This is a genomic window from Nocardioides sp. TRM66260-LWL (genome assembly GCF_020075545.1).
In the GTDB taxonomy this organism is placed as follows: Bacteria; Actinomycetota; Actinomycetes; order Propionibacteriales; family Nocardioidaceae; genus Nocardioides.
This window is the reverse complement of the sequence record NZ_JAIQZK010000008.1, coordinates 1-16,838: the sequence shown is the minus strand read 5'-3', so window position 1 is coordinate 16,838 and position 16,838 is coordinate 1. Positions and strand designations below refer to the sequence as shown.

15 protein-coding genes are annotated in these 16,838 nt (G+C 74.7%); 12 read left to right on the top strand and 3 right to left on the bottom strand.

Annotated elements, in window-relative coordinates:
• The first annotated feature begins 132 nt into the window (after positions 1-132).
• From K8Z61_RS15875 to K8Z61_RS15830, 10 genes are all read left to right on the top strand, one after another.
• A complete protein-coding gene (locus K8Z61_RS15875; RefSeq protein ID WP_308116791.1) occupies positions 133-795 on the top strand; it encodes a TetR/AcrR family transcriptional regulator in 663 nt (220 codons plus the stop codon).
• A complete protein-coding gene (locus K8Z61_RS15870; protein ID WP_224130931.1) occupies positions 792-1,607 on the top strand; it encodes a TIGR03084 family metal-binding protein in 816 nt (271 codons plus the stop codon). Before K8Z61_RS15875 ends, K8Z61_RS15870 begins: the two co-directional genes overlap by 4 nt.
• Positions 1,604-3,415 (top strand): acyclic terpene utilization AtuA family protein, encoded by a 1,812-nt coding sequence (locus K8Z61_RS15865; RefSeq protein ID WP_224130930.1) that lies wholly within the window; start codon positions 1,604-1,606, stop codon positions 3,413-3,415. Before K8Z61_RS15870 ends, K8Z61_RS15865 begins: the two co-directional genes overlap by 4 nt.
• Positions 3,412-4,581 (top strand): acyl-CoA dehydrogenase family protein, encoded by a 1,170-nt coding sequence (locus K8Z61_RS15860; protein WP_224130928.1) that lies wholly within the window; start codon positions 3,412-3,414, stop codon positions 4,579-4,581. Before K8Z61_RS15865 ends, K8Z61_RS15860 begins: the two co-directional genes overlap by 4 nt.
• 41 nt (positions 4,582-4,622) lie before the next feature.
• Positions 4,623-6,173 (top strand): acyl-CoA carboxylase subunit beta, encoded by a 1,551-nt coding sequence (locus K8Z61_RS15855; RefSeq protein ID WP_224131092.1) that lies wholly within the window; start codon positions 4,623-4,625, stop codon positions 6,171-6,173.
• Positions 6,170-8,086 (top strand): biotin carboxylase N-terminal domain-containing protein, encoded by a 1,917-nt coding sequence (locus K8Z61_RS15850; protein ID WP_224130927.1) that lies wholly within the window; start codon positions 6,170-6,172, stop codon positions 8,084-8,086. Before K8Z61_RS15855 ends, K8Z61_RS15850 begins: the two co-directional genes overlap by 4 nt.
• Positions 8,083-9,243 (top strand): acyl-CoA dehydrogenase family protein, encoded by a 1,161-nt coding sequence (locus tag K8Z61_RS15845; RefSeq protein ID WP_224130926.1) that lies wholly within the window; start codon positions 8,083-8,085, stop codon positions 9,241-9,243. Before K8Z61_RS15850 ends, K8Z61_RS15845 begins: the two co-directional genes overlap by 4 nt.
• Positions 9,244-9,331: 88 nt before the next feature.
• Positions 9,332-10,570 (top strand): arginine deiminase, encoded by a 1,239-nt coding sequence (locus K8Z61_RS15840; protein WP_224130925.1) that lies wholly within the window; start codon positions 9,332-9,334, stop codon positions 10,568-10,570.
• A gap of 162 nt (positions 10,571-10,732) precedes the next feature.
• The gene (locus tag K8Z61_RS15835; RefSeq protein ID WP_224130923.1) at positions 10,733-11,107 is read left to right on the top strand and encodes a Crp/Fnr family transcriptional regulator; all 375 of its coding nucleotides are present in this window, start codon (positions 10,733-10,735) and stop codon (positions 11,105-11,107) included.
• Positions 11,108-11,114: 7 nt separating this feature from the next.
• Positions 11,115-12,194 carry an adenylate/guanylate cyclase domain-containing protein gene (locus tag K8Z61_RS15830; protein WP_224130921.1) on the top strand — a complete coding sequence of 360 codons (1,080 nt, stop codon included), beginning with the start codon at positions 11,115-11,117 and terminating at the stop codon, positions 12,192-12,194.
• Here the strand turns inward: K8Z61_RS15830 and K8Z61_RS15825 are convergent.
• Together K8Z61_RS15825 and K8Z61_RS15820 are read right to left on the bottom strand one after the other, a co-directional pair.
• Positions 12,181-13,143, bottom strand: a complete 963-nt coding sequence (locus tag K8Z61_RS15825) for a DUF5926 family protein (protein ID WP_224130919.1) — start codon at positions 13,141-13,143, stop codon at positions 12,181-12,183. The genes K8Z61_RS15830 and K8Z61_RS15825 overlap by 14 nt on opposite strands.
• Before the next feature lie 10 nt (positions 13,144-13,153).
• A complete protein-coding gene (locus tag K8Z61_RS15820; RefSeq protein ID WP_224130917.1) occupies positions 13,154-14,014 on the bottom strand; it encodes a glycerophosphodiester phosphodiesterase family protein in 861 nt (286 codons plus the stop codon).
• 59 nt (positions 14,015-14,073) lie between these two features.
• Between K8Z61_RS15820 and K8Z61_RS15815 the strand changes: the two genes are divergently transcribed.
• The gene (locus K8Z61_RS15815) at positions 14,074-14,547 is read left to right on the top strand and encodes a GNAT family N-acetyltransferase (RefSeq protein WP_224130915.1); all 474 of its coding nucleotides are present in this window, start codon (positions 14,074-14,076) and stop codon (positions 14,545-14,547) included.
• Between the two features lie 23 nt (positions 14,548-14,570).
• Here the strand turns inward: K8Z61_RS15815 and K8Z61_RS15810 are convergent, their stop codons facing one another.
• The gene (locus K8Z61_RS15810) at positions 14,571-15,770 is read right to left on the bottom strand and encodes an ATP-binding protein (RefSeq protein WP_224130913.1); all 1,200 of its coding nucleotides are present in this window, start codon (positions 15,768-15,770) and stop codon (positions 14,571-14,573) included.
• Positions 15,771-15,886: 116 nt separating this feature from the next.
• Between K8Z61_RS15810 and K8Z61_RS15805 the strand changes: the two genes are divergently transcribed.
• Positions 15,887-16,753 carry an Fpg/Nei family DNA glycosylase gene (locus K8Z61_RS15805; RefSeq protein ID WP_224130911.1) on the top strand — a complete coding sequence of 289 codons (867 nt, stop codon included), beginning with the start codon at positions 15,887-15,889 and terminating at the stop codon, positions 16,751-16,753.
• Positions 16,754-16,838: the final 85 nt, after the last annotated feature.

Sequence of the window (16,838 nt, the reverse complement as noted above, 5' to 3'; positions counted from 1 at the left end):
CCCGGGCCCCACTGGGGTCCGGGCACGCTTGCGTCCGGGGGGTGGGATCCGCCCGATCCGGGCCTGGGCCCGGGCCCGTGCGAGAAAAAGTCAGTCTTGACTGTTTGTTACTGACGCCCCCATGCTGGGCGCGTGACCGCCGCCACGCCGACCGCCCGGGTGCCGCAGGAGGAGCGCACCCGCGTCATGCGGGCCCGGCTGCTGGAGGCCTGCGTCGAGGTGCTGATCGAGCGCGGGTACGCGGGCACGTCGACGACGCTGGTGTCGGAGCGCGCCGGGGTCAGCCGGGGCGCGCAGCTGCACCACTTCCCGACCAAGGCCGATCTCGTCGTGGCCGCCGTCGAGCACCTGACGCTGGTGCGCGGCGCCGACCTCGCGGCCGCCGCCGAGGCGCTGCCGCGCGGCTCGCACCGCACGCGGGCCGTGCTGGAGATGCTCGGCGAGCACTTCTCCTCGCCGGTCTTCACCGCCGCGCTCGAGCTGTGGGTGGCCGCCCGCACCGACGCCGAGCTGCTGGCCGCCGTCGGCCCGCTGGAGCAGCGGGTCGGCCGCGACGCGCACCGGCTCACCGTCGAGCTGCTCGGCGTCGACGAGTCGCGCCCGGGCCACCGCGAGCTCATCCAGGCCACGCTCGACCTCGTCCGCGGTCTCGGGCTGGCCAACACCATCTCCGACGACGCCCGCCGGCGCCGCCGGATCCTCGACCAGTGGGCGCGCACCCTCGACGCCGCGCTCGCCGACCCCGCCGACCCCGCCGACACCGGCACGGACCAGCACCCGGAGGACCCCGCGTGAGCGACCTGCTCGAGCCCCTGCTCGTCGACCTCGCCGCGGAGGGCGCCCGCCTGCGCGAGCGCGTGGCCGCGCTCGGCGAGGCCGCCTGGCGCACCCCGACGCCGGCGGCCGGCTGGGACGTCGCCACCCAGGTCGCGCACCTGCTCTGGACCGACGAGGTCGCCGCGCTCGCCGCCCGCGCCCACACGCCCGAGGGCAAGGAGGCGTGGGACGCCGTCGTCCTGCAGGCCTTCGAGGACCCCGAGGGGTTCGTCGACGCCGAGGCGCTGCGGATCGGCGCGGAGTCCCCGGCCGCCCTCCTGGCTCGCTGGGACGCCGCGCGTCCGGCCCTGGCCGAGGCGCTGCGGGAGGTGCCCGCGGGCCAGCGGATGCCGTGGTTCGGCCCGCCGATGTCGCCGACCTCGATGGCCACCGCCCGGTTCATGGAGACCTGGGCGCACGCGCTCGACGTCGCCGAGGCGCTCGGCGAGACCCCCGCGCAGAGCCGCGCCGCTGCCGACGACCGCCTCCGGCACGTCGCGCACCTGGCCGTCCGCACCCGCGACTTCGCCTTCGGCGTGCACGGACGCCCCGCGCCGGCCGAGCCGTTCCGCGTCGAGCTGCGCGCGCCGTCCGGCGACACCTGGGCCTACGGACCCGAGGACGCCGCCCAGCGCGTCACCGGCTCCGCCTGGGACCTGTGCCTGCTGGCCACCCAGCGCGTGCACCGCGCCGACACCGACCTCGTCGCCGAGGGTCCCGACGCCGAGGCCTGGCTCGGCATCGCCCAGTGCTTCGCCGGTCCCGCCGGCGCCGGACGGGACGCCCGATGAGCGCCGCTCGAACCGGAATCGGCTCGGACGCGGCGGTGCTGCGCGTCGGCAACTGCTCGGGCTTCTACGGCGACCGGCTCTCCGCGATGCGCGAGATGCTCGACGGCGGCCCGCTCGACGTGCTCACCGGCGACTACCTGGCCGAGCTGACGATGCTCATCCTCGGCCGCGACCAGCTCAAGGACGCCTCGCTCGGCTACGCCCGCACCCACGTGCGCCAGCTCGAGGAGTGCCTCGGCACGGCGCTCGAGCGCGGCGTGCGGATCGTCTCCAACGCCGGTGGGCTGAACCCCGCCGGCCTGGCCGCGCGGGTGCGCGAGGTGGCCGCCGGCCTCGGGCTCGACGTCGCGGTGGCGCACGTCGAGGGCGACGACCTGCGTCCGCGGTCCGCCGAGCTCGCCGCCGAGCTGGGTCTCGGTCCGGCCGCCCTCACCGTCAACGCCTACCTCGGCGGCTCCGGCATCGCCGCGGCCCTCGCCGCGGGCGCGGACGTCGTCGTCACCGGGCGCGTCGCCGACGCCTCGCTGGTCGTCGGCCCCGGCGTCGCGCACTTCGGCTGGACGCCCGACGACCTCGACGCGCTCGCCGGCGCGGTGGTCGCCGGCCACGTCCTCGAGTGCGGCACCCAGGCCACGGGCGGCAACTTCAGCGGCTTCCGCGACCTGGTGCGCGCCGGCATGGACCCCACGCGTCCGCTCGGCTTCCCGCTGGCCGAGCTGCACGCCGACGGCTCGTGCGTGGTCACCAAGCACCCCGGCACCGGCGGGGCGGTGACGGTCGACACCGTCACCGCGCAGCTGGTCTACGAGATCCAGTCGCAGCGCTACCTGCACCCCGACGTCACGACCCGGCTCGACACCGTGCGCCTGGACGCCGACGGCCCCGACCGCGTGCGCGTGCACGGGGTGGTCGGCGAGCCCGCGCCGCCGACGCTGAAGGTGTGCGTCAACGAGCTCGGCGGCTGGCGCAACAGCCTGGAGCTGGTGCTCACCGGGCTCGACGTCGAGGCGAAGGCCGAGTGGGTGCGGGCCCAGCTGACGCCCGCGCTGACCGCAGCCACCGTCCACTGGAGCGAGGTGCGCGCACCCGCGCTCGACGCCGACACCGAGGAGTCGGCCTCGGTGCTGCTGCGCTGCACCGTGCTCGACCCCGAGGCCGGTCCGGTCGGCAAGGGCTTCACCGGCCCCGCCGTCGAGCTCGCGCTCGCCTCCTACCCCGGCTTCACCATGACCGGCCCGCCCGGATCGCCCAGCCCCTACGGCGTCTACCGGCCCGCCTACGTGGCACGCGCCCGCGTCGAGCACGTCGTCGTGCACTCCGACGGACGCCGCGAGGTCGTGCCCGACCCGACGGCGGTCGAGCCGACACCGGTGGTCGAGCTGTCCCCGGTGGTCGAGCCTGTCGAGACCCCCGCACCGACGCAGGGCGCCTCACGGGATCTCGACAGGCTCGATCACCGCGTCCGCCGGGTGCCGCTCGGCACCTTCGTACACGCCCGCTCCGGCGACAAGGGCGGCGACGCGAACATCGGCCTGTGGGTCGCCCACGACGGCGACCCGCGCCGCGACGCGCGGGTGGCCTGGCTGCTGCGCACGATCACACCCGAGCGCGTCCGGGCCCTGGTGCCCGAGGCCGCCGACCTCGAGATCGAGGTGCACCCGCTGCCCTCGCTCGGCGCCGTCAACGTCGTCGTCCACGGCCTGCTCGGGCTCGGCGTGGCCGCCTCGACCCGCTTCGACCCCCAGGCCAAGGGTCTCGGGGAGTGGGTGCGCTCGCGCACCGTCCCGATCCAGGAGGACCTGCTGTGACCCTCACGACCGACCGACCCGCCGACGCCGCCGACGCCGTCGACCACGACGCCCTGCGCGAGCTCGGCCGCACCTTCGTCGAGCGGGAGATCGCCCCGCACCTGCAGCGGTGGGAGGACGAGCGGGAGATCCCGCGCGACCTGCACGTCGCCGCGGCCCGGCAGGGCCTGCTCGGCGTCGGCTTCCCGACCGAGGTCGGCGGCGAGGGCGGCAGCGTCCTCGACACCGTCGTCCTGCAGGAGGCGATGTACGAGGCCGGCGCGTCCAGCGGCCTGATGGCGGGGCTCTTCACCCACGGCATCGCGCTGCCGCACATCGTCTCCAGCGGCGACGCCTCGCTGATCGACCGGTTCGTGCGCCCGACGCTGGCCGGCGAGCTGATCGGCTCGCTCGCGGTCACCGAGCCGGGCGGCGGCTCCGACGTCGCGAACATCCGCACCACGGCCGTGCGCGAGGGCGACCACTACGTCGTCAACGGCGCGAAGACCTACATCACCTCCGGCGTGCGGGCCGACTTCGTCACCACCGCGGTGCGCACCGGCGGTCCGGGCCACGGCGGCGTCTCGCTGCTCGTCGTCGAGAAGGGGACGCCCGGCTTCACCGTCGACCGCAAGCTGGAGAAGATGGGCTGGCACTGCTCCGACACCGCCGAGCTCGGCTACCGCGACGTCCGGGTGCCGGTGGAGAACCTCGTCGGCGCCGAGAACGCCGGCTTCTACGCCATCGCCGAGCAGTTCGTGGTCGAGCGGGTCGCGCTCGCGGTGCACGCCTACGGCATCGCCGCCCGCTGCCTGGAGCTCACCGCGCAGTGGTGCCGCGAGCGCGAGACGTTCGGCAAGCCGCTGATCGCCAACCAGGTGGTGCGCCACCAGCTGGTCGAGATGCGCCGGCAGATCGAGGTCGCCCGGGTCTACACCCACGAGGTGGCCCGGCGCCACGACGCCGGCGAGACGGTCATCGCCGAGGCCTGCCTGGCCAAGGACACCGCCTGCCAGACCTCCACCCACGTCGTCGACCGCGCGGTGCAGCTGCACGGCGGCATGGGCTACATGCACGGCACCGAGGTCGAGCGGCACTACCGCGACGCGCGCATCCTGCCGATCGGCGGCGGCGCGTCCGAGGTGCTCGCCGACCTCGCCGCCAAGCTGCTGGGGTACGCGTCGTGACCGCCGGCACCGCCGAGGCCACCCCCACGCACCGCGAGGCCATGCTCGAGAAGCTGGCCGCGCTCGACGCCGAGCACGCCAAGGCCGTGGCCGGTGGCGGCGAGAAGCAGGTCGCGCGGCACCACGCCCGCGGCAAGCTGCTGCCCCGCGAGCGCATCGAGCTGCTGATCGACGAGGGCTCGGCGTTCCTCGAGCTCTCGCCGCTGGCCGGCTGGGGCTCCGACTTCACCGTCGGCGCGAGCGTCGTCACCGGCATCGGCGTGGTCGAGGGCGTCGAGTGCCTGATCACCGCCAACGACCCCACGGTCAAGGGCGGCGCGTCGAACCCGTGGACGGTGCGGAAGATCTTCCGCGCCTCGCAGATCGCGGCCGAGAACGGCCTGCCGACGATCTCGCTGGTGGAGTCCGGCGGCGCCGACCTGCCGACGCAGAAGGAGATCTTCATCCCCGGCGGGAGGCTGTTCCGCGACCTCACCCGCTCGTCCGCCGCCAAGCAGCCGACGATCGCGCTGGTCTTCGGCAACTCCACCGCCGGCGGCGCGTACGTGCCCGGCATGAGCGACCACGTCGTCATGGTCAAGCAGCAGGCCAAGGTGTTCCTCGGCGGCCCGCCGCTGGTCAAGATGGCCACCGGCGAGGAGTCGGACGACGAGTCGCTGGGCGGCGCCGAGATGCACGCGCGCACCTCGGGCCTGGCCGACTTCCTGGCCGAGGACGAGCTCGACGCGATCCGCATCGGCCGACGCATCGTCGCCCGGCTCAACCACCGCAAGGCCACCCCCGAGCCCGGCGGCTACGCCGAGCCGGACGCCGACCCCGAGGGCCTGCTCGACCTCGTCCCGAGCGACCTCAAGGAGCCGTTCGACCCCCGCGAGGTGATCGCCCGCATCTGCGACGGCGTCAGCGCCGGCAACGCGGCGGTCTTCGACGAGTTCAAGCCGCTCTACGGCACCTCGCTGGTCACCGGCTGGGCGCGCCTGCACGGTCGGCCGATCGGCATCCTGGCCAACGCCCAGGGCGTGCTGTTCAGCGAGGAGGCGCAGAAGGCGACGCAGTTCGTCCAGCTGGCCAACCAGACCGACACACCGCTGCTCTTCCTGCACAACACCACCGGCTACATGGTCGGAGCGCAGTACGAGCAGGGCGGCATCATCAAGCACGGCGCGATGATGATCAACGCCATCTCCAACTCCACGGTCCCGCACCTGACGGTGATCCTCGGCGCCTCCTACGGCGCCGGCAACTACGGCATGAACGGCCGCGCGTACGACCCGCGGTTCCTCTTCACCTGGCCCTCGGCGAAGTCCGCCGTCATGGGTCCCGCGCAGCTGGCCGGCGTGCTCTCGATCGTCGCGCGCGCGGCCGCCGAGGGTCGCGGCCAGGTCTACGACGAGGAGCAGGACGCCGGCATGCGCGCCTTCATCGAGGCCTCCGTCGAGGAGCAGTCGCTGCCGCACTTCCTCTCCGGGATGCTCTACGACGACGGCGTCATCGACCCCCGCGACACCCGCACGGTGCTCGGCATCTGCCTGTCGGTGATCGAGAACCGGCCCTTCGAGGGCACCGACCGATTCGGAGTCTTTCGACCGTGATCACCCGCCTGCTCGTCGCCAACCGCGCCGAGATCGCCAGCCGCGTCTTCCGCACCTGCCGGGCGCTGGGCATCGAGACCGTCGCGATCCACTCCGACGCCGACGCCGCGCTGCCCTACGTCGGGGAGGCCGACCACGTCGTCCGGCTCGCGGGCAGCACCCCGGCCGAGACGTACCTGCGCGCCGACCTCGTGCTCGACGCCGCCCGCCGAGCCGGCGCCGACGCGATCCACCCCGGGTACGGCTTCCTCTCCGAGAACGCCGCGTTCGCCCGGGCGGTCGAGGAGGCCGGGCTCGCCTGGATCGGCCCGAGCCCGGAGTCGATCGAGGCGATGGGCTCCAAGATCGAGGCCAAGCGGCTGATGAAGGCCGCGGGCGTGCCCGTGCTGGAGGCGCCCGAGCAGCCCACCGAGGCCGACCTGCCGCTGCTGGTGAAGGCCTCGGCCGGCGGCGGCGGACGCGGCATGCGCGTCGTCCGGCGCCTGGAGGACCTCGCCGACGAGATCGCCCGCGCCGAGGCCGAGGCGGCGTCCGCGTTCGGCGACGGCACCGTGTTCGTCGAGCCGTACGTGGAGTCCGGACGCCACGTCGAGGTGCAGGTCGTCGGCTCCACGGTCTTCGGGGAGCGCGACTGCTCGCTGCAGCGCCGCCACCAGAAGGTCGTCGAGGAGGCGCCCGCGCCCGGCCTGCCGGACGCCGTCCGCACCGCCCTGCACGACGCCGCCCGCCGGGCCGCCGAGGCCGTGGGCTACCGCGGCGCCGGCACCGTGGAGTTCCTCTACGACCCCGCCACCGAGCGGTTCTTCTTCCTCGAGATGAACACCCGCCTGCAGGTGGAGCACCCCGTCACCGAGCTCGTGCACGACGTCGACCTGGTGCGGCTGCAGATCGCGGCCGCCGAGGGCGCGCCGGTGCCCGGGGCCGCGGCGCCGCACGGCCACGCGATCGAGGTGCGCCTCTACGCCGAGGACCCCGCGGCCGACTACCAGCCGCAGAGCGGCCTGCTGACGGCCTTCGAGATCCCGGCGGCGCCGGGCGTGCGGGTCGACACCGGCTTCGCCACCGGCAGCACGGTCTCGACGTTCTACGACGCGATGCTGGCCAAGGTGATCGCCTGGGGCCCGACCCGCGCCGACGCCGCCCGCACGCTGGCCGGCGTGCTGGCGCGGGCCCGCATCCACGGCCTGACGACCAACCGCGACCTGCTCGTCCACGTGCTGCGCGACCCCGGCTTCCTGGCCGGGGACGTCGCCACCGACCGGCTGCCCGCGATCGTCGCCGGCCTGCCCGCACCGAAGGCCGACGCCGGGGCGCACGTCGCCGCGGCGATCGCGCTGGCCGAGCGGGCGCGTGCGGCCCGCACCGTCCAGCGCCGCATCCCCGTGGCGTGGCGCAACGTCGTCAGCCAGCCGCAGCGCACGCGGCTGGCGGTCGGCGGGCCGGAGGGCGAGGAGGTCGAGGTCGCCTGGCACGGCGGCCGCGACGGGTACCTCGTCGCCGAGCCGGCCGGGGTGGGCGTCGTGGCGGCGGGCGCCGAGGCCGTCACGCTCGAGCTCGACGGCGTCCGCCGCACCTACGCGGTGGCCGCCCACGGGCTGACCGGCGCCGAGACGGTCGACGTCGACGGTCCGTGCGGGCACGTGCGCCTCGTCCGGGTGCCGCGGTTCGTCGACCCCGCCGCCCAGCACGCCAGCGGCTCGCTGCTGGCCCCCATGCCCGGCACGGTCGTCGGCGTCAGCGTCGCGGCCGGCCAGGAGGTCGTCGCCGGCCAGCCCGTGCTGGTGCTGGAGGCGATGAAGATGCAGCACACCGTGAGCGCGCCGACCGACGGCGTCGTCACCGAGATCAACGTCGAGCCGGGCGCGCAGGTCGCCGCCGGAGAGGTGCTCGCCGTCGTGGAGGAGAGGGAATGACCACCTACACCGAGACCGAGGAGCGTCAGGAGCTCCGCAAGGCCGTCACGGCCCTGGCGTCCAAGTACGGGCGCGAGTACTTCGACGGTCAGGCCCGCAGCGGGGGCAAGACCACCGAGCTGTGGCTCGACATCGCCCAGCACGGCTTCCTCGGCGTCAACGTGCCCGAGGAGTACGGCGGCGGGGGCGGCGGCATCGGCGACGTCGCCGCGGTCTGCGAGGAGCTCGCCGCGCAGGGCTGCCCGCTGCTGCTGATGGTCGTCAGCCCGGCGATCTGCGGCACGATCATCAGCCGCTACGGCACCGAGGAGCAGAAGAGGCGCTGGCTGCCCGGCATCTGCGACGGCACCGGCACGATGGCCTTCGCCATCACCGAGCCCGACGCCGGCACCAACACCCACAACATCACCACCACCGCGCGCCGCGACGGCGACGGCTGGGTGCTCAACGGCCGCAAGATCTGGATCTCCGGCGTCGACGAGGCCAGCAACGTGCTGGTCGTCTCGCGCACCGAGGACGCCAAGACCGGCCGGCTCAAGCCGTGCCTGTTCGTGGTGCCCACCGACAGCCCCGGCTTCGAGGCCAAGGCCATCCCGATGGAGCTGGTGAGCCCCGAGAAGCAGTTCCAGGTGTTCATCGACGACGTCCGGCTGCCGGCCGACGCGCTGGTGGGCGACGAGGACGGCGGCCTCGTGCAGCTGTTCGCCGGCCTCAACCCCGAGCGCATCCTGGCCGCGGCGTTCAACCTCGGCCTGGCCCGCTACGCCCTCGACAAGGCGGTGGCCTACGCCAAGGAGCGCCAGGTCTTCTCCACGCCCATCGGCGCCCACCAGGCGATCGCGCACCCGCTGGCGCAGAGCCACATCGAGATCGAGATGGCCCGGCTGATGAACCAGAAGGCCGCGGCGCTTTTCGACGCCGGCGACGAGCTGGCCGCCGGCGAGGCCGCCAACATGGCCAAGTACGCCGCCGCCGAGGCCGCGTGCGACGCCGTCGACCGGGCCATCCAGACGCACGGCGGCAACGGCGCGTCCCAGGAGTACGGCCTGGCCTCGCTGCTGGTGGCCACCCGCGTCGGACGGATCGCGCCGGTGAGCCGGGAGATGATCCTCAACTTCGTCGCCATGCACTCCCTGGGCCTGCCGAAGTCGTACTGACGGCTCCGCTCCCGACTCACCGGGGGTCGATCCGCCCGATGCGGGTGGGTCGGCCCCCGGCGTCGTCCCGGCCCCCTAGGCTCGGCCCATGTCGACCCCGACCGCGACCCCCGGGCCCGCGCACTTCGCCGACAGCGAGGTCGGACGCCTGCGGACGGTGATGCTGCACCGGCCCGGCGACGAGCTGAAGCGGCTCACCCCCCGCAACAACGACCGCCTGCTCTTCGACGGCCTGCCCTGGGTGGCGCGCGCCCAGGAGGAGCACGACGCCTTCGCGCAGGCGCTGCGCGACCGCGACGTCGAGGTGCTCTGCCTGACGCAGCTGCTCACCGAGACCCTCGCCTCGGAGCAGGCGCGGCTGCGGGCGATCACCACCGCGCTGGCCGGCCTGCATCTGGGCGACACGCTGCGCGGCTACCTGGCCCGGTTCCTCGCCGACGCGAGCCCCGAGGAGCTCACCACCCACCTGACGGCCGGCATCCGCAACGACGAGGTGCGCGGCGGGCACGGCCTGGTCACCTCGCTGCTCGACCCGCACGACTTCCTCGTCGACCCGCTGCCGAACCTGCTGTTCACCCGCGACTCCAGCGTGTGGGTGCGCGACCGGGTCGCGATCACCTCCCTGGCCATGCCGGCGCGGCGCCGCGAGACCCAGCTCACCGAGCTCATCTACACCGACCACCCGCGCTTCGCCGGCACCCGGCAGCTGCACGGCTGGGCCTCCGAGCACGTCGAGGGCGGCGACGTCCTGCTGCTCGGCCCCGGCGTGGTGGCCGTCGGCGTCGGCGAGCGGACGACGCCCGCCGGCGTCGAGCGGTTCGCGCGGCAGGTCTTCCACGCGGGCCTGGCGCACACCGTGCTCGCGGTGCCGATCGCCCAGGAGCGGGCCACCATGCACCTCGACACGATCTGCACGCTGGTCGACGTCGACGCCGTCGTCATGTACCCCAACGTCGCCGACACCCTCGAGGCGCACGCGGTGACGTGCGCGTCCGAGCCCGGCGACCCCGACCTCGTGCTGCAGGTGGCGCCCGCCGAGCCGTTCCTCGTCGCCGCCGCGCGGGCCATGGGCATCGACGCGCTGCGCCGCATCGACACCGGCCTCGACCCCGTCACCGCCGAGCGCGAGCAGTGGGACGACGGCAACAACACCCTCGCGCTGGCGCCCCGCGTCGCGGTGGCCTACGAGCGCAACGACGGCACCAACGACCGGCTCGAGGCGGCCGGCATCGAGGTCGTCCGGATCGCCGGCTCCGAGCTCGGCTCCGGCCGCGGCGGGCCGCGCTGCATGAGCTGCCCGGTCGTCCGCGACCCGCTGCCGGAGTGATCCCGGGCCGATCCCCGGGCCGACCCCCGGCCTCGGCGCGAGCCCGTCGCGGGACACGCGTCCACTGACGGGTGCGATCGCTTTACAGCCACGTCACGATTGACCAGACTCCGCCCAGGTCCGCCCGATCCGGCGGTCCGCACCCCATGGAAGGCGCCCCCGATGGCCGAATCGTTCTTCAGCATGTTCACCACCGCCGAGATCGCCAAGATCAGCTCGGCGGGCACGAACGTGACGCTCCCCGAGGGCTGGTCGCCGATCTGGGAGAGCACCCCGGCCGACAAGGCGTACGTCATCCTCAAGGGCACCGTCTCGGTGCGTCACCACGGCGAGGAGATCGCCCAGCTCGGCCCCGGCGACATCATGGGCGAGGCCGCGCTGGTGCGCCGCTCGCTGCGCACCGCGAGCATCGTCGCGCTGACGCCGCTGGAGCTCATCCACTTCACCGACGAGACCATCCGCCGCCTCTCGATCGAGATGCCGAAGTTCGCCGAGGCCCTCGAGGCCGTCGCCGCGGAGCGCTTCGGCGACCAGTGACGCGCCGGTGAGCGATCCGGGGGTGTCGACCGCGCCGGACGAGCGGCCCGACGGCGTCGAGTCGCTGCTGCTCGGGCAGCGTCCGCACCTCACCCGCGCCCAGGTGGCCGACGCCGCGGGCGTGCCGCTGGACTCCGCCACCGAGCTGTGGCGCCAGCTCGGCTTCCCGCACGCCGCCGACGACGACGTCGCGTTCGCCGACGCCGACGTCGAGGCGCTGCGCCTCGCGCACGACCTGATGGCGCTGGGCATCCTGAGCGACGACTCCCAGGCCGCGCTGGTGCGCACCTGGGGTCGGGCGTTCGCCCGTCTCGCCGACTGGCAGACGGCGCTGCTGGCGCGGGTGGCGGAGCAGGTGCCGGGATCGAGCCCGGCCGAGCAGCTGGCGCTGCTGACCGCCGAGGTGGTGCCCCGCGTCGAGCAGCTGCAGTCCTACGCCTGGCGCCGGCACCTGGCCAGCGCCGCGAACCGGCTGCTCGCGATCGACGACCCCACCGCGCCGACCCACCGGCTGGCGGTCGGGTTCGTCGACATCGTCGGCTTCACCTCCCGCAGCAAGGCGCTGGGCGACGCCGAGCTGGTCGACTGGATCGAGGGGTTCGAGGACGCCGCGTCCGGGCTGGTGCTCGACCACGGCGGCCAGGTGATCAAGACGATCGGCGACGAGGTGCTCTTCGTCGCCGGCGACGTCGCCGGCGCCGTCGAGATCGCGCTGACGATGACCGCGCGAGGAGCCGACGAGGACGACCCGTTCCCCGCCGTCCGTGCCGGCATCGCGCTGGGCGACGTGGTGACCCGGCTCGGCGACGTGTTCGGGCCGACGGTCAACATCGCCGCCCGGCTCACCTCGGTGGCGCGGCCGGGCACGGTGCTGGTCGACGCGGTCGCGCACGAGGAGCTCGACCCGCGTCGCCGCGCCCGCGGCGCCGACGACGCCGACGCCGGCGCGTCGGACGAGGCCGACGACGAGCGCGAGCCCGAGGACCACCGCGACGGCCCCTACCGCTTCCGGCGGGTGCCGCGGGTGTCGGTGAAGGGCTACTCGCGGCTCGAGCCGTGGGTGGTGCGGCGGGTCAGCGGATCGTGACCTGACGGGTCGCCAGGCCGCTGCGCGCCGAGCGCTGCTCGGCCGTGAGGGGCGACTCGTCGGCGAGCGCCTCGTTCAGGGCCTCGTCGAGCGCGGCCACCGGCTCCTCGAGCGCCTCGGCGCCGGTGCCGACGGGCAGGTCCCACACCGGCGTCAGCAGGCCGCGGGCGCGGAACATGCCGACGAACCGGCCCTCGGGCACGAGCCGGTCGGCACCGGCCGCGTGCAGCCGCGCCAGGGCGGTGAGCAGGGCGTCCTCGGGCTCGGGGCGCACCCAGCGCAGGTGCTCCTTGCTGCCGACGTTCGTCCAGTAGGCCGCCTCGACCGTGGTGAGCCGGGCGGTGGGGTAGATCGACTCGTCGGCCTGCTGCAGCGCGGCGACCAGCTCGGGGCTCTCCTCGACGTCGGAGACCCAGTAGGCGAAGCCGTCGTGCACGGTGACGCTCAGCGGCTCGTCGGCGACGAGGTCCTGCAGGCGCGCGCCCGGGCCGGGGTCGGACGTCAGGCCGACGGTGCCGGGCTCGCCGGACGCCGCCTGGGCCAGGGACCGCTCGAGGACGGCGCCGAGGTCGCGGGCGGGGTCGCCGAAGGCGTGCTGCACCTGGAGGCCGAGCCAGATCGAGCCGTCCTCGCGCACGAGCGCCGGGGCGGCGCCGGGCAGCAGCGAGGCCAGCAGCACCGAGCGGTCGTCGCGCTCGGGGGCCACGCCCTCGGCGAGGGTCAGCGTCGCGGTGCCGGCGGGCACGAACTCGCGCAGCGCGACGAGGTCGCACTCGCCCGGGAGACCCTCGAAGGGACGCGCGACGAACGCCGCGGACGCTCCGCCGGGGGCGCCGTGGCAGGCCTTGTAGCGCTTGCCCGAGCCGCAGGGGCAGGGCTGCCGGGGGCCGACCTCGCCGGCGGCGGCGGGGGCGGACTCGCGGGCCTTGACTCGGGACTTCTTCGCCATGGCCCGGACCCTAGTGGACGCTGCCCACCGGTCCCGCGTCCGCGTGCCCGTCGCCCGAGCCCTGGGCGGCGAGCAGCCCGAGCACATGGCCGGGGCGGTCGGAGATGACCGCCCGGACGCCGAGCTCCTGGCACAGCGCGAGGTCCTCGGCGGTGTTGACCGTCCACACGTGCAGGTCGTGGCCGCTGCGCCGCAGCCGCTCGGCGAAGCGCGGGTGCTCGCGCAGCTCGGCGATGCCGGGGCCGAGGATCCAGTCGCGGCCCACCACCCGGCTGAGCATCGGCCAGGTGCGGGCGTGCTCGACCAGCATCACCAGCCGCAGGTCCGGCGCCATCCGCTCGACCCGCTGCAGGGCGGTGTAGGAGAAGCTCATGACGCGGGCGGGCGAGCCGGCATGCGTCCAGCCGAAGTCGTCGAGCAGGTCGACGACCCGGCGCTCGACCAGGCCGCCGTAGCGCGTCGGGTGCTTGGTCTCGATCGCGATCTCGACCCGCCGGTCGTAGTCGGCGACGACCTCGCAGAGCTTGCGCAGCGTCAGCACCGTGTCGAGCTGCTCGTCGCGGTCGGGACGCTCGTCGTCCAGGTCGGCCCACGGGTGCTTCCAGGCGGCGACGTCGAGCTCGGCGAGCTCGGCCAGCTCCATCGTCGAGACGATGCCGCGGTTGGACGCGATGCGGCGCAGGTCGCGGTCGTGGACGCACACGAGGTGCCCGTCGGCGGTGAGCCGGACGTCGCACTCCAGGCCCTCGGCGCCGTCGTCGAGCGCGGCCAGGTAGGCGCCGAGGGTGTGCTCGGCGTGGTCGAAGCTCGCGCCCCGGTGCGCGAGGACCTGGGGCCGCACCCTCGGCGCGGCCGGGCCGGGCTCGCTCATGCGCACCATCATGACGGCTTCCGCGGTCTCCGGGGCGGTGACCCGCGATGCTGGGCGCCATGTCCTACCCGATGGTGACGCGCGCCGACCTCGACGGTCCCGCGCTGGCGGTCTTCCTCCAGGCGCACCTGGACGACCTCGCGCCCACGGCCCCGACCGAGAGCCGGCACGCCCTGGACCTCGACGCCCTGCGCGCCCCGCACGTCCGGCTGTGGACCGCCCACCTGGACGGCGCGCTGGTCGGGACCGCGGCGCTCGCGGCGCCCGACGTCCTGCCGCCGTGCCACGAGGAGCTGAAGAGCATGCGCACCGAGCCGGCCCTCCGAGGGCGCGGCGTCGCCACCGCGCTGCTGGGGCGCGCGTTGGCCGACGCCCGGGCACGCGGCGTCGAGCGGATCTCGCTCGAGACCGGCGCCGCGGCGTTCTTCGAGCCGGCCCGCGCGCTGTACCGCCGGCACGGGTTCGTGCCGTGCGGGCCGTTCGGCGCCTACGTCGAGGACCCGCACAGCGTGTTCCTGACGCTGGCCCTCTGATCCGACCGGCCCCGGAGCCGGCGTCAGTCGGCGTGCTCGCGCAGGTAGCGCCCGAAGTGGGGCACGGTGAACGCGATCCGGCCGCGCTCCCCGGAGTAGATGAGGCCCTTCTTGAGCAGCGCGTCGCGGGCCGGCGAGAGCGACTGCGGCTTCTTGCCCAGCACGGCGGCGACGTCGGCGGTGGCGACGGCGCCGACGGGGTCGCTGCCGAGCTCGGCGGCGGCGTCGGCCATGGCGCGCAGGTAGTCGCGCTCGGCCGGGGTGGCGCGCTCGAAGCGGGAGCCGAAGAAGCCGACCGCGAGCTCGCGCTGGGCCTCCGGGACGGCCACCGCGACGTCGTCCGCGGTGATCGGCGAGCGCGGCGCGAGGTCCCAGACCGCCTTGCCGTAGGCCTGGATGAAGTACGGGTAGCCGCCGGTGACCTCGTGCATCGCGGCCAGCGCGGACTCGGTGAACGCGGCGTCCTCCTCGGCCGCCGGGGCCGCCAGCGCGCGGTCGGCGGCCTCGCGGGAGAGCCGGTCGATGCGGCGGTAGGAGAAGAGCCGCTCGGAGTAGGACTTGCTCGCCGAGAGCACCGCCGGCAGGTGCGGCAGGCCGGCGCCGACGACGATCACCGGCAGGCCGCTCTGGCTCAGCTCGTGGCAGGCCGCGCAGAGGGCGGAGACGTCGGCGGGGCCGAGGTCCTGCATCTCGTCAAGGAAGACCGCGACGCCGCGGCCGACGTCGGCGGCCAGCCCCCCGACGTCCGAGAGCAGCTCGACCAGGTCGATCTCGATGTCGCCGGAGTCGGCGCGCCCGCGCACGGCGGGGACGTCGATGCCCACGCTCCAGCGGTCCTTGAGCCGCGCTCCCGCCCCCGCGTCGCGCTCGGCGAAGGAGCGCAGGACGCCGAGCACGTGCGCCCGCTGCTCCTCCTCGGGGTGGGCGAGCTCGCGCAGCGCCTGGTGCAGCGCGCTGCCGAGCGGCCGCCGCAGCGACTGGTCGGGCCGCGCCTCGAGCTTGCCGGTGCCCCAGCCCTTGCGGACCGCGGCCGAGCGCAGCGCGTTGAGCAGCACCGTCTTGCCGACGCCGCGCAGCCCGGTGAGCACCAGCGAGCGCTCAGGACGTCCGCGCGCGACCCGCTCGAGCACGACGTCGAAGGCCGCCAGCTCGTCGTCACGCCCGGCGAGCTCGGGCGGACGCTGGCCCGCGCCGGGGGCGTACGGGTTGCGGATCGGGTCCATGATCGGACGCTATCGGGCTCTCTAGCCTTCTTGTTAGAGACACGCAGAGAAGGCGATCGGGCTGGCGCGCCCCGAACGGGCGTGGCGGCGCTCCCCCGGGCTCCTACGATGGCGCCGTGCCCGAGCTGCCCGAGGTGGAGGCGCTGGCCCTGGATCTCGGCGGTCGGCTCGACGGACGTGCCCTCGTGAAGGTGCATGTCGCCGCGTTCAGCGCGCTCAAGACCTTCGACCCGCCCCTCTCGGCGCTCGAGGGCGGGCTCGTCGAGGGCGTCAGCCGGCACGGCAAGTTCCTCGACGTCCAGGCGGCCGGCCTGCACCTCGTCCTGCACCTCGCGCGGGCCGGCTGGGTGCGGTGGCGCGACGAGGTGCCGGCGATCCCGCCGAAGCCCTCGACCAAGTCGACCCTCGCGCTGCGGGTGGTGCTCGACGACCAGGCCGGGCTCGACGTCACCGAGGCCGGCACCCGCAAGAGCCTCGCCGCGTACGTCGTCCGCGACCCGCAGGACGTCCCCGGCATCGCCTCGCTCGGCCCCGACCCGCTCACCGACGACTTCACCCTCGAGCGGTTCGCCGCGATCCTGCGCGCCGAGGGCCGCAAGCAGCTCAAGGGCGTGCTGCGCCACCAGGGCACGATCGCGGGCATCGGCAACGCGTACTCCGACGAGATCCTCCACGCCGCGCGGATGTCGCCGTTCAAGCCGTCCGACGGGCTGAGCGACGACGAGGTCGCGCTGCTCTACACCGCCCTGCGCGAGACCCTCGGCGCCGCCGTCGAGCGGTCCCGCGGCCTTGCCGCCAGCGAGCTGAAGGGCGAGAAGAAGTCGAACCTCGCCGTCCACGGCCGCACCGGCGAGACGTGTCCGGTCTGCGGCGACGTCGTGCGCGAGGTCAGCTTCGCCGACTCGTCCCTGCAGTACTGCGCCACGTGTCAGACCGGTGGCAAGCCGCTCGCCGACCGGCGGATGAGTCGGTTGCTGAAGTAGGGCCGCCGCGCGCAGGTTTCCCCGGATATCCGGGGAAACCGGACGTTGTCAGGGGAAGTTTCGCCTGACAACGTCCAGTTTCCCC